At 51.2% G+C, this 13,046-nt stretch carries 12 protein-coding genes; all 12 read right to left on the reverse strand.

Going from position 1 to position 13,046, the window contains the following annotated elements; translation table 11 throughout:
* Positions 1 to 140: 140 nt before the first annotated feature.
* The 12 genes from KI215_RS13490 to lepB all read right to left on the reverse strand — a co-directional run bounded on the left by KI215_RS13490 (position 141) and on the right by lepB (position 13,035).
* Positions 141 to 590 (reverse strand): DUF420 domain-containing protein, encoded by a 450-nt coding sequence (locus tag KI215_RS13490; RefSeq protein WP_420830138.1) that lies wholly within the window; start codon positions 588 to 590, stop codon positions 141 to 143.
* A 428-nt stretch (positions 591 to 1,018) separates the two neighbouring features.
* Positions 1,019 to 1,888: a cytochrome c oxidase assembly protein gene (locus KI215_RS13495; protein WP_246512123.1), complete on the reverse strand. Its 870-nt coding sequence runs from the start codon at positions 1,886 to 1,888 to the stop codon at positions 1,019 to 1,021.
* 308 nt (positions 1,889 to 2,196) lie between these two features.
* A complete protein-coding gene (locus KI215_RS13500; protein WP_212773220.1) occupies positions 2,197 to 2,508 on the reverse strand; it encodes a cytochrome C oxidase subunit IV family protein in 312 nt (103 codons plus the stop codon).
* A gap of 17 nt (positions 2,509 to 2,525) precedes the next feature.
* The gene (locus KI215_RS13505; RefSeq protein WP_212773221.1) at positions 2,526 to 3,149 is read right to left on the reverse strand and encodes a cytochrome (ubi)quinol oxidase subunit III; all 624 of its coding nucleotides are present in this window, start codon (positions 3,147 to 3,149) and stop codon (positions 2,526 to 2,528) included.
* On the reverse strand, positions 3,146 to 5,029 hold the full coding sequence (gene ctaD, locus KI215_RS13510; RefSeq protein WP_275956757.1) for a cytochrome c oxidase subunit I: 1,884 nt from the start codon (positions 5,027 to 5,029) through the stop codon (positions 3,146 to 3,148). The genes KI215_RS13505 and ctaD overlap by 4 nt, the downstream gene beginning before the upstream one ends.
* 104 nt (positions 5,030 to 5,133) lie before the next feature.
* Positions 5,134 to 6,153 (reverse strand): cytochrome c oxidase subunit II, encoded by a 1,020-nt coding sequence (gene coxB / locus KI215_RS13515; RefSeq protein ID WP_212773223.1) that lies wholly within the window; start codon positions 6,151 to 6,153, stop codon positions 5,134 to 5,136.
* A gap of 64 nt (positions 6,154 to 6,217) precedes the next feature.
* Complete coding sequence (gene cyoE / locus KI215_RS13520; RefSeq protein ID WP_246512124.1) at positions 6,218 to 7,165, reverse strand: heme o synthase; 948 nt, start codon at positions 7,163 to 7,165, stop codon at positions 6,218 to 6,220.
* Positions 7,166 to 7,740: 575 nt separating this feature from the next.
* Positions 7,741 to 8,160, reverse strand: a complete 420-nt coding sequence (locus KI215_RS13525) for an anti-sigma regulatory factor (RefSeq protein ID WP_212773224.1) — start codon at positions 8,158 to 8,160, stop codon at positions 7,741 to 7,743.
* 37 nt (positions 8,161 to 8,197) lie between these two features.
* On the reverse strand, positions 8,198 to 9,964 hold the full coding sequence (locus KI215_RS13530; RefSeq protein WP_212773225.1) for an ABC transporter ATP-binding protein: 1,767 nt from the start codon (positions 9,962 to 9,964) through the stop codon (positions 8,198 to 8,200).
* Positions 9,965 to 10,122: 158 nt separating this feature from the next.
* Entirely contained in the window at positions 10,123 to 11,346 is a 1,224-nt protein-coding gene (locus KI215_RS13535; protein WP_212773226.1) for a serine hydrolase domain-containing protein, read from the reverse strand.
* A 130-nt stretch (positions 11,347 to 11,476) separates the two neighbouring features.
* Entirely contained in the window at positions 11,477 to 12,256 is a 780-nt protein-coding gene (codY, locus tag KI215_RS13540; RefSeq protein ID WP_212773227.1) for a GTP-sensing pleiotropic transcriptional regulator CodY, read from the reverse strand.
* A 251-nt stretch (positions 12,257 to 12,507) separates the two neighbouring features.
* Positions 12,508 to 13,035: a signal peptidase I gene (gene lepB / locus KI215_RS13545; protein WP_212773228.1), complete on the reverse strand. Its 528-nt coding sequence runs from the start codon at positions 13,033 to 13,035 to the stop codon at positions 12,508 to 12,510.
* Positions 13,036 to 13,046 lie beyond the last annotated feature (11 nt).

Below are 13,046 nucleotides of genomic sequence, written 5' to 3' on the forward strand. Positions count from 1 at the left end.
TTCATCCGTAATTTTATGTTATATTTTTTGACACAAAAACGGAGTGCCACTCATATTTGTTATATTATCTTACATACTAAAAGCCGATTCCTCCTCCATACGGATAAAAGGAATCGGCTTTCGAGATTCCCAATGTGAACTTACTGAAAATGATTGGTGGTCGGACCTGGAGGGAAAATCACGAACAACAGCAAGTACACCAGAACTCCCGTGATTGCGGTGACAAACCAGATCACTGCAGCACGTCGACCGAGTCGCTTGTGGCGGTCAAATCGTTTCCGATAAGCGAAAGTCATCGTCGTGATTACCAGAACCGGCGAAAGGATGGTCAAAAAGATATGGACCGCCAAAAACACGTTGTAGGCGGTTTTCAGACTTTCCGGGCCGCCAAAAGCGGTATTGCCGATCAACACCGTCCGTGACATATAGAGGACAAAAAACAGAGATGCAAAAAAGACAGACAGCCACATCAACCGTTTGTGCACGTCCACTTTCTTTTTCTTGATGGCCACCCATCCCGCAGCCATGCAAATGGCGCTGGTGACCGTACAAGACGTGCTGACGGTTGCAAGTAACATCGAAATCGACACCTGCATTCCACCCCTTATCAAATGAACCCAACAAAAAAAGGATACACCTGGTCAATCAAGTATGAAGAGCCGTCTCCGTCTGAGCCACGTATTCTTTACGCCCGGAGCTGATCATACCGTCCGCATCGTTATTCCGTCTGCTCGCACCAACTCGCCTTGCAAAAAAGATAATGAGATCAACTCCGATTCGGGAGCGCAGGAAGCGGGCAAAGACTGCACTAGGTGGAAATCACCAGCGATGAGATTTCCTGAACTTTCCCGAACCATGCTCAGTGGGTTTAGGTAGTTGCTCACCCGCACGGAATTACCAGACACGTCTCAGGGTGAATCCGGTATCATCCTTTTTGCCGTGACTCGGTGGAGACGACTATCTCTTCATCGACAGGTTTGTCGCCTATCTTGGCCAAATAGGTTGTTAATCCCCGCCCTCACGCATGCCCGTCGCTCTCCGCTGTACTCATACGAACAGCGATCGCATCCGTTTGCTCATCGCTTTTGGCGCGTTCTTTTTTCACCCAACGGAAAAAGGTAATTCCCAACGCCGTTCCATACACGATTTCCTGAATGATCTTCATGATCACACCACCAAATTGCTGATCATCGATCGGTGGCAGGAAACCAAAAACCTGCACATGCCCGTACGACGCGTACAACAGATCGCGGGCAAAGATGATGAGTGCGCAAGCTGGTGTGATCAAGATGCCATTGGCAAAAATATACGCGATTTTCTTCAGCTCGCTCAGTTTGTCCAATTCGGGTACGGGACACACCACCGGCCACCACATCATGAAGGCGGTCAAGATCAACAGCGTGTGGCTGATGACATGATACCATGTCTGACTCATCAGTGTGTCAAAGATGACCGGCACATGATACAACGAAAAAAGCAGGTTAAACAGCAATATCGAAATCAACGGTTGGGTCAAAAACGCGAACAAGCCCTTGGGTAACCGCTTGACGATCGCTCTGGCCGCATCTGGCGGCATTCCCAGCAAAATGGCCGGTGGCACCATCAAATACATGATGGATTGCTGGAGCATATGCACACTGAACGATATATGCCCCCAATCGACCAACGGGCTGCCGTGTGCGGCATAGATCAACATCAATCCTGTGTAAAACCACACTTTTTGATGAGTGGGTACCGGACTTGTCGTAGCCATGCGTTTTTGTCGCGGTCCCGTGTACCACGCATAACCGATTCCCAAAATCAGTACGATCAAAATCGCTTCCCAATGAAACCAGCTCGCGGCCGGCGATCCGGCATGCGCGGCATGGTGCATATGAGAGTGCATCATCCATCATCTCCCGTTGCAGGGAATTCACATCTTTTGACTAGCTCCACACGGTTCAAGCACCAGAGGCACTCCCCTTGGTAGGCGTGGGCTTTTCGCTTCATCTAGCGTGGCCAACCACTTCCATCCACGCAGGCTTTGCATTACTAAAATCCAGTCTGATTTGCGAGAAGGCTGAAGATCTCCGCCGATGCTTGCATTCACCCTCAAGGGCTGTGTTCTCCTTCTCGCTCTTTATAAATCCGGCCCCTCGACGAAAGACTGCGCTTTCTTTCACGAGGGGCCGGATTTTCAAGGTTGGGTTTGATTGATTACAACAGCATGAAGATCCCGAATGCGGATACGATGGCGACAAAGATCCCCGCAAAGATGAAGATGATCGGGAACAAACTTCCTTTCTGATCCAGGTGCATGAAGGTAAACAATTGGAGGAACACCTGAATCGCCGCCATCACCAACAATACCGGAATCACCAGATGGTTCGGAATGATTTTCAAACCGACCGCCGCGAACGCAATCGCGGTCAATACGATCATCACGGCGAAAGACAAGAGATGTTTGCCCACACTCTCTTGTTTTTTCGCCGACTGTTGGGAGGTCGTCGTTTGAGTCGACGTTTGCACCGGTCATCCCACCTTTCTTAGGAAATCATACCCAACAGGTATACGACGGTGAAGATGAACACCCAAACCACGTCGATAAAGTGCCAGTACAAGCTGGCGACGTAGAATTTCGGCGCCGTTTCCTTGGTGATGCCTTTTTTCCATCCCTGGTAAATCAGGGTCGTGATCCAGATGACGCCAAACAGCACGTGGCTTCCGTGCGTACCCACCAGCGTGTAGAACGAAGAGCCGAAAGCGCTCCGGGTAAAGGTGTGTCCTTCATGTACGTATTCGATAAACTCGTAGATCTCCAATCCCAAGAAAGCCAAGCCCAACAGAACCGTCACGCCGAACCAGAAGAGCATCGTCTTCACATTTTCGCGGTGCATGCCCAAAATGCCGAGTACACTGGTCAGGCTGCTGGTCAACAGAATGACGGTCGCAGCAGCGACCATCGGAAGGCTGAACAGCTCTTCCGAGGTCGGGCCGCCCATCGTGGAATGACGAAGAGCCAGGTACGTTCCGAACAAGCAAGCGAACAACACAGTTTCGGCACCGAGGAAAAACCAGAAACCCAGGATCTTGTTTTTCCCTTCCAATGTTGAGGTTTCCGTGTGATGAGGCATCTCCGGAGCCATGCTCAGTTGATTGTGATCACTCATGCTCTCGCCCCCTTCTCCGTAGCCTCAATTTCCTCAGGTTCGATATGGTAACCGGGATCATGATCAAACGAACGCATAAACATGGTGAGGAAGACCATGATCAAGCCGAGCACGGCAGCCGGGATCGCCCTCATGACGAAACCGAAACCGGCGATGAAGAAGCCGATTGCCATCAATATCGGCAGATAGGATGGAGACGGCATATGAATCGAACCGATCGGCTCAGCCGGCTCTATTCCTTTCTTGCCGTTCATTTTCGCGTACCACAGGGCATCCACATCACGCACCAGCGGCAACTGTGCAAAGTTGTATTCCGGCGCCGGAGAGGGAATCGCCCATTCCAGCGTCCGGCCATCCCACGGATCGGCACCGGCCTTTTCCCCGCGACGTGCGGTGACGGCTATGTTCACCAGCAAGAAGATCATGGAGACACCCATCAAAAGCGCACCAGCCGTGCTCAGCTGGTTCCCCCATTCCAATCCGTAACCCGGTTGATAGGTGAACACCCGGCGCGGCATCCCCCAAAGTCCCAACCAATGTTGCACCAAGAACGTCAGGTGGAATCCGATCAGGAACAGCCAGAAATGCCAGCGTCCCAACGTTTCGTTCAGCTTTTTGCCAAACATTTTCGGCCACCAGTAATACATGCCGGCAAACAATCCGAAGATCGTTCCCCCGATGATCACGTAATGGAAGTGGGCCACAACGAAGTAGGTGTCATGGTACTGAAAGTCAGCCGGCGGAACCGCTAACATGACCCCCGTCACTCCACCGATTACGAATGTCGGGATGAAACCGACCGCGAACAGCATCGGTGTGGTGAACCGGATACGTCCGCCCCACATGGTAAACAGCCAGTTGAATATTTTGATCCCCGTCGGAACTGCAATGGTCATCGTCGCGATCGCAAAAACGGCGTTGGACATCGGTCCCAGACCCACGGTAAACATATGGTGGACCCACACCATGAAGCCCAAGAATCCGATCAGCACCATCGCGAATACCATAGAGGAGTATCCAAACAGACGTTTTTTGGAAAACGTCGCGATGACTTCAGACATGACTCCAAAAGCGGGCAAAACTAAGATGTACACTTCCGGATGCCCGAAAATCCAAAACAAGTGTTGCCAGATCACCGGGTCACCGCCACCGGCCACATCATAGAAGTGCGAACCGAACAAGCGGTCAAACATGAGCTCGAACAATCCTACCGTCAAAGGCGGAAGAGCGAACACAAGAAGCGCGGACGTGATGAACGCTCCCCAGGTGAACAACGGCATGCGCAGGAACGTCATCCCGGGCGCACGCATGTTTACGATCGTCACCAGGAAGTTGATGGCCCCCATCATACTCGAGAGCCCGGCGATCTGCAACCCGAGCACGTAATAATCCACACCCGGTCCCGGGCTGAATTGGTTCAACGCCAATAAGGGATAACCCGTCCACCCGGCATCCGGTGCACCACCGAACAACCAGCTGAAGTTGAGCAACAATCCCCCGGCGAGGAACAGCCAGAAGCCCAATGCGTTCATGAACGGGAACGCCACGTCGCGTGCACCGATTTGCAACGGAACAACCACGTTCATTAAGCCGAAGATCATCGGCATGGCCGCCAGGAAGATCATCGTCGTTCCGTGCATGGTAAGCAGTTGGTTAAACGTGTCGCCCACCATGAAATCGTTGTTCGGAACGATCAACTGCATCCGAATCAGCAAGGCTTCGATGCCGCCGACTAGGAGAAAGAAGAAACCGGAGAGAAAATACATGATCCCAATCTTTTTATGATCGACAGTGGTCAACCAGTCCCACAGCCAATGGTTACGCACCCGCTCAAGGAAGCGATCGTTGTAACCGCCGGTGAAGATGGCCACGATGAACATGGCGAAGACCAGCACGCTTAAAAACGCTCCCATGGTGTCCCTCCTTCAAACGTCCGTTCAATGGGCTCCCCTTCCGGCAAAGGGGGCTTTCCGAATTCGTTATGTTATTTCAAACTCATTAAGTATTGAGTGAGCGCCTTCATCTCTTGATCGTCCAAGTAACCGATCTTCGGCATCCGAGCACCCGGTTTGAAGGCTTGCGGATTTTTCAGCCATGCCTGCAAATGCTTTTCGTCATGCGGGAGGAATCCGGCAATCGTCGTCCGCTGGCCGAAGCCGGTCAGTTCCGGTCCCTTTTTCCCTTCATAGCGGAAACCGGCACCACGCACAGCGTGACAGCCGATGCAGTTTTGTGCCACCAGTTTTTTCCCTTGTTCCAGCGTCTTGTTCGTTGCCATGGACTGCGGATGTTGCTGCGCTTTGACCCACTTATCAAAATCTTGTTGCGTTTGTGCGATCACGGTGAAATCCATCAATGCGTGACTTGCGCCACAAAGTTCTGCACATTTCCCGGCATAACGCCCCGGTTTGTCAGCCTGTAACCACATATAATTTTTCTTTCCGGGGATGGCATCAACTTTACCACCCAAGTTAGGCACCCAGAATGCGTGAATCACGTCTGTCGAAGTAACCTCAAAGTGCACTTTTTTCCCCACCGGGATGTGCAACTCCTGAGAAGTACGGAATCCGTATTGCGGATAGATAAACTCCCACCAGTATTGATGCCCGACCACTTTCACCTCAATGGCTTGCCCTTGCGGCGATTTTTTCGACAAGGAGAAGGTGGTCGATACGGTCGGTACCGCCAGTACCGCCAACAAGACGATCGGGATGACCGTCCAGAGAATTTCTAATTTAGTGTTGCCTTCAACCTGCTTTGGTATTTCGTTTTGCCCCGGGCGCTCCCGGAAACGAACCAATACATAAACGTAAATGATCGTCACAACGGTTAAAACACCGAACATGATCCAAAAGCTGAGCTGGATCAAAGATAATTGCACTCTCCCAGCGGGTCCCGAAGGATCCAGGGAGTTCAACCTCGGGTCACCACAACCGGTCAATAGAAGCGCCAGTGCCGCAAACACGAACAGATAACGCCACAAATGTTGCCGTCGTCTCAACACCTTCAAACCTCGCTTTCTCTCATCGCGTAAACTTGGCTAAGTGGTGGATGCGTTCCCGCCGCCTTCATCCGGCGACGGGAGGCACTTTATCCACTATCATCACCAAGAGGATGGCCGTCAAATAAACCAATGAATACAAGAACATCTGCCGTGCCCATCGATCATCGTCCTTCGTAAAGAAGCCGGCGATCGACAAAACCAAGTAGATGACCCCGAGAACGATGGCAGTGACAAAGTAAATCTTCCCGACGACCCCCGTATGGTACAGGAAGAGGGATGACGGGATCATCGCTGCCACGTACACCATGATTTGCCGTTTGGTCTCCATAAAACCACGGACGACGGGAAGCATCGGAACACCCGCAGCTCGGTAATCTTCCACTTTTCGCATGGCCAATGCCAAGAAATGCGGCGGTTGCCACATGAACAAGATGAGAAACAAAATCCAAGCGGGAAGATCCACATTGCCGGTTACAGCCGTCCAACCGATCATCGGCGGTACGGCACCGGAAATTCCACCGATCACTGTGTTCAACGTCGTCGTCCGTTTCAGCCAAGCAGTGTAAACCATAACATACACAAAAAAGCCAATCATCCCCAAAACCGCCGCCAACGGATTGGCTCCCAGCGCCAATACTGAGATGCCGGCCACCGTCAGCACGATGCCCATCCACAAAGCGGTAGAAGGAGCGATTCGTCCGGCAGCTACGGGGCGGTTACGGGTTCGTGCCATCGAAGGGTCAATATCCCGATCGATGAAATTGTTAAGTGTGCATCCCCCGGCGATGACCAAAGCGGTTCCCAATAATGTGAAGAACAGCAAAGTGAGGTCAAGCGAACGAGGTCCGGCCAACCAAAACCCGGTAAACGCCGCCAACAGATTGGAGACATTGATACCGGGCTTTGTGATGTTGAGATAATCTCGCCATGTCGCTCTGCTTGGAGTCGCCGTAAACGCTTCGGACGACATGATGGGATCGACGGACGTTTCACGTGTCAACGGTCGTTCCACAGCGCAGACCCCCTTTCATTTGGCCGGACTTCGCCAGCGATGATGTTACGTAATTGTGGCGCCGGCTCGGACCCGCCACCGGGCTCCGTAAAAGCATCAAGACCGGCCCTTTGGTAGAGCTGTATCGAAAACTGTGGTTGCTTGCCGATTTTACGTGACCCTACAAAACGAGTTAACTATAGTATCCGTTTCAATGAATCCCACTTATACATCCGGCGTCGGAAGAACACGTCCGGGCAAAAAAAAGGAGGATGGCGAACCGCTTCCGCCCCCACCCGGATCGCCATTCGACGCGAAGCCACAGCGGGAAAACGCTTTACATCAGTTGATCCATCATTCATGAAACAACAGGAATAAGTTGGCAATGAGAAAGCAAGTCTCGGATGTCATCCCCATTTTAGTTGATCAAAAAGAAAGGCGTCAAGGCCACTCCACAAAGGTTCATAATATGGAAACATAGATAAATCCACCGTGAAAGCGCTTTGCTTGAATCAAACATCATCGGCGCTGTCAAGTCCACCCAGATACTCCGATTCCTCATTCGGAGTAAAAGTGGAAATTGCAGCGCCGATAAATCAGCTGTCTTGAATCGTTTTCGCCGTCTTCAGCCATTTAATTACTTCCACGCAAGTACCTTTGCCCTCGACAGATTGAATCGAAAATTCGTCCATCAAACTTCTCACCTGTTGCAAGCCGGAATTTTCAGTGACGGTTGGGGTATCCATCTTACGAAACACTTCTTCCATATCCGTGATGCCGGGACCCAAGTCCTGCACCAAAATACGCAATCCTTCTTTCCCATCCCGTTCCACGGTCTCAACGAGTATCAGTCCCTTTTCCGCATAGTGAACCACATTCCGGGCTAATTCGGAAACCGACTGAACGATCCGTGCCTGATCCAGCTCATCAAACCCCACCTGGCCTGCAATCTCCCGAATTTCACTGCGGATGGACACGATATCCCATTCATATCGAACCCGGAATCTCTTTCTCACTACTTTCCCCTCCGTCTCACGATGGGCGCTCTTTTCTTCAACGACTGACCGTTTTCTCGTGGCGCTCCAAATGCTGCATGGCAAACAATCTTGCATAGTTCCCGCCGAGGGACATCAACTCCTCATGCGTGCCCGATTCCTTCACCCGTCCTTCATCAATGTAGTAGATGCGATCGGCATGGGTGATAGTGGAGAGACGATGCGCCACGATAATGGTCGTGCGATCTTTCGCCAACCGATCCAGCGATTCCTGAATCAGGCGTTCGGACTGCAAATCCAATGCGGACGTCGCTTCATCCAAAATCAGAATGGTGGGGTCTTTCAAAAAAACACGTGCCAAGGCAATGCGTTGTTTTTGTCCACCGGACAGTTTGACGCCTCGTTCCCCGATTTCTGTTTCGTATCCGTCTTTCAATTCCATGATGAAATCATGTGCGTTGGCTGCTTTCGCGGCGGCCACCACCTCTTCGAAGGAAGCCGTCGGTCGTCCCATCCGGATATTATCCAACACACTTCCACTGAACAAAATGTTATCCTGCAACACCATGCCAATGTGACTGCGCAAACTGGCCAGCGTCCAATCTCGTACATCTCTGCCGTCTACACTTACACTCCCCGTTTGAACGTCATAAAAACGGGGAATCAACGAAACAATGGTGGATTTACCCCCTCCGCTGGGACCGACCAAGGCGACGGTCTGCCCCGGTTCAATGGTCAAATCAACTGAGGTCAACACCGGATCAGCATGTTCATGATAACGAAATGTCACGTTTTCAAAACGGATGCGGCCTTCGGCCTGTAAGAGAGGGACAGCGTCAGGGCGGTCCGTAATCTCATACGGTTCGTCCATCAGCTCGAACACACGATCCATCGATGCCAATGCTTGGGTCAATGTGGTGGATGCGTTGACCAGCCGGCGGATCGGGGAGTAGATCAATCCCACGTATCCGTAAAATGCGGTCATTTCCCCGATACTCATATGACCGTGTATGACATAATAGCTGGAAAATCCGATGACCAAAATGGGAGCCAAATCGGTGATGGTGTTGATGACTGCAAATGTTTGCGCGTTCCAACGGGTATGGGCCAATGCTTTATCGAGAAAATGCCTATTGCGCTGTAAAAACTGGCTCTGTTCATGCGCTTCCAAGTGAAAGGCACGGATAACGGAAATCCCCTGAATGCGTTCGTGCAAATGCCCTTGCAGCTCAGCGAGCGCCTGGGAACGCTGTTTGGTCCGCTGGCGCAGGCGCTGATAAAAGTATTTGACCGCCACGCCATACAAGGGAAACACAGATAAAGCGATCACTGTCATCAACGGATCCATCCACGCCATCGCTGCTGCAGCAAACGAAATGGTGAACAAATCCAGCCAAACATTCATCATCCCGGTCACGACAAACTCTTTTGTCTGTTCGACATCGTGAATTACCCGGGAAATAATCTGTCCCACTTTCTGATTATGATAAAACCGCAATGACAACTTTTGCAGGTGATCAAACAACCGGTTACGTATGTCAAACAATACCTTGCTCGCCGTCCATTGGGCGAAATATTGCCGGTAATATTCAATTGGATAACGAATGAAAGTGAAAATGAGAAAAGTCCCCGCCAACAGCCAAAGTAACCGTCTGACTTTCTCTTCTGCGGGCAGCTGGACCAATAATATGTCGTCTACGGCATATTTCAGAACCAATGGCAGCAACAAGGGAATCCCGAATTTGCATATGCCGACCACCATCGTCCACACAATGTGCTTCCGATAGGGCCGTACAAAACGGAGATACCTCCGAATACTGCCCATGCAATCCTCTCCTGAACGATAGGATATGTTGGGGTAGCCAGCATGTCAACAGACTGACATCCGCTTCGGATCGTAAATTATCACAGGTTGTCAAATGAATTATACCAAAAAGATGCAGGACTGGCGAGTGGCGAAAGCTCTGTCCCCTTTGTTCTTCCTTACTGTTCAATGATCTTTTCCACCGCATCGGCCAACCGTTTGCGCATATTGGAGATGGATGGTCCTTCTCGCGTGGGATGGACCCGATTGGTCAAAACAATGAGCATCCAACCAGTCTCCCGATCCAAGACGATGGACGTTCCCGTAAAACCGGTGTGGCCTGCCCGTTTCCCATCAGCATGCTCTCCCATATACCACGGTTGATGAAGCTCCCACCCAAGACCGCGATTCGCATGGGGAAGTCCGGGTGTTTGCAACCGGAACATTTCCCGAACGGATGACGGGTGAAGCACCCTCACTCCATCCAATGATCCTTCGTTTAAAAACATCTGACCGAACCGCGCGAGATCACTTACCGTGGAAAACAATCCTGCATGCCCCGCCACTCCTCCCAACGCCCAGGCGTTTTCATCGTGTACCTCGCTCCAAACGAGACCGCGCGAAGGAACGGTTTGCTCCTCAGTTGGCGCGATCCGCGCTTTCCATGTGCTTGGCGGCCGAAATGCAGTGGAAGACATGGAGAGTGGTTGCAGGATTTGCTCTTGCATATATTGATCCAGAGACTTTCCCGAAACACGATGAACCAATTCGCCCAACACCATATAGCCGATATCACTGTATATGCATCGGGTTCCGGGAGTTGCTACGGGTTTTGCCTCCATTGCCACCCGTAACCGTTTTTCCGGTGGGCCGGGAGTTCTGTATAACGGCAAATTGGCCGGCAATCCGCTCGTATGGGAAAGCAAATGACGAATGGTGATGGATTCTTTTCCTTCACCGGTGAAATCGGAAAGATACCGTACCACAGGTACATCCAACGAGATCCGCCCCTGTTCAACCAATTGCATCACTGCTGTTGCCGTGAATAATTTGGTTAACGAAGCCACATCATAAACGGTATTCGTCGTGGCTTGGACTGCTTGTGGCAGGAGGGTTTTTCGGTCTTCCCGATACCGTGCGGCCCAACCATATGCCTGCACTTTGGCAATCATACCGTTTCGGGCCACCAGCACGACACCTCCGGGAATCACTCCTTTTTCCACAGCTTGTTGCATGATCCCGTCGATTTCATTCCATTTGTTCTGCTTCATCTCTATACCCTCCGGCTGTCGGATCATGATCGAAGACAGAATGGGTACCTCCCCTTTGACCGACACACCGATCGTCATGGCTACGCCCAACAACAACCAACGCCATCCACGTTTTGGCCTTCTCACGCTCACCGAAGCCATCCCCCTCCCAGCAATATATGCCTCCCATTCCCTCACGATTCGATGACAGGGGATGTCTGAAAACGGAAAACGGCTCTGGATGGGGTTCTCCCCATACAGAGCCGTTTTAGCCTGTCACGCCTCAATGGCGGGCTTTCTCCAGGGCCGGCAAGAGTTTCGGGTTGAGAATCTTGATATAGGTTCCTTTCATCCCCAACGAACGCGACTCTACCACACCGGCACTTTCCAACTTGCGGAGCGCGTTGACGATAACCGAACGGGTAATGCCGACGCGATCGGCAATCTTACTGGCCACCAACAAACCTTCGTTGCCGTCCAGCTCTTTGAAAATGTGCTCGGCTGCTTCCAATTCACTGAAAGACAACGAATTGATCGCCAATTGCACCACCGCACGGCTGCGCGCCTCTTCTTCGATTTGGCCGGCACGCTCGCGCAGAATTTCCATTCCGACAACGGTTGCGCCGTACTCAGCCAGAATCAGGTCATCATCAACAAATTTTTCATTCAGGCGGGACAAGACCAGCGTGCCCAAATGATCACCGCCGCCGATGATCGGCACCAGTGTCGTGTATCCGGTGCGGAACATGTCTTTCATCTCCGTCGGATAAGCCGTGTACGGGCTGTCCACGCTGATGTTGGCCGTGGTTTTTTCCACTTCCATCAGCAAGCGGGCATACTCGGCCGGGAATTGCCGTTCCCGCAGATATTGCTGCATGCGCTCGTTTTCGATCTCGTGGTTGATGGCCATCCCCAGCAATTTACCGTCTGGGTTAACCACATAGATATTGGCTTGGATGACGTCGCACAATGCCTGTGCCACATCGTCAAAATCAACCAAGTGATGACCGACATTTTTTTGCAGAATGCGCGAAATGCGTCGCGTTTTGTTCAGCAGATCCATTGAACAGTTCCTCCTTTTGATTTTTTTCCTCTTTATTTTCTTAAAGTCTTCAAGAGCCCCTGAATTTCCCAGGGGTATCGGAAAAAATCCCCTCTCGAACCCTCATTTGTTTTTTGGTATACTTCCAAATCGGAAAGCTCACACTTTCACTATTATGAGCCATTTGACGAATTTCGGGAAATCAATTTGTGAACTCTTTTTGACTTTTGCTATTATTGCAAATTGATTCCCCTTCCTATGTTTCCCTTTTATCACAAAAAGGCTTCCAATGAAGGTCGGTACAAGATCAACTCCACTTTTCCGTCGATCAAATGGTACGGTACCAAACCGACGCTCTCGTAGCGACTGTCTCTGCTTGCAAACCGTTGTCGATTGTCTCCCATGACAAACACGGTTTCCGGTTTGACTGTCATCGGTCCGAAATTGCCGTCTTCCACCGGACATTTCGCATAAGGTTCGTTAACCCGTTTCCCGTTTCGATAGACCGCGCCATTTTTGATCTCAATCCGGTCTCCAGGTATGCCAATCACCCGTTTCACCAGATATCGTCCATTTTGTGACGGGTCTTCGAAGGTGATCACATCCCCCACTTTCGGCTTCTCAAACAAAAAGGAAAATTTGTTGACAAGCAATCGGTCACCGTTTTCCAGTGTCGGCTGCATCGAGGTCCCGTTGACGACGGATAATGCAACGCCGAATTGATTGACGGCCAGTGCCACCAAAACACCCATCACCATCATGCGGATCCAACGGAACCAACGGGTACTGCGCCACTCCATTTGGTCTCACT

Origin of the sequence: Polycladomyces abyssicola (genome assembly GCF_018326425.1) — a bacterium.
GTDB lineage: Bacteria > Bacillota > Bacilli > Thermoactinomycetales > JIR-001 > Polycladomyces > Polycladomyces abyssicola.